The organism is Serratia sp. HNCC26DJ244, from assembly GCF_057180565.1.
The window spans coordinates 1-259 of sequence record NZ_JBXUGO010000158.1 but is presented as its reverse complement, the minus strand read 5'-3'; the positions used below and the strand labels follow the sequence as shown (position 1 = coordinate 259).

Annotated in this window: 1 protein-coding gene; it reads right to left on the bottom strand. The window is 56.4% G+C overall.

Going from position 1 to position 259, the window contains the following annotated elements; translation table 11 throughout:
- Positions 1 to 259 (bottom strand): autotransporter outer membrane beta-barrel domain-containing protein (locus AC2A06_RS19065; RefSeq protein ID WP_484381329.1); only part of this gene is annotated, 259 nt, incomplete at both ends.

Sequence of the window (259 nt, the reverse complement as noted above, 5' to 3'; positions counted from 1 at the left end):
GCACGGGGTAACCCACCTCCACCGAAGCACTGGCGCCGCGCAGGCGGTAATCCTGCTGGCTCTCCGACTGCCCTTCGGTTGACCCGTTGAACCAGGCGTATTGCAACCAGCCATGCACATAAGGACTATGGCGTTGATTGGCATATTGATACCAGGTGCCATACACCCCCAGGGAGTAACCGTTTAACCGGTTGTCAGAACGGTAATCGCTAATCCGTGAGTCTGAACTGCCATTACTCAGCCCATAACCCGCCATCAC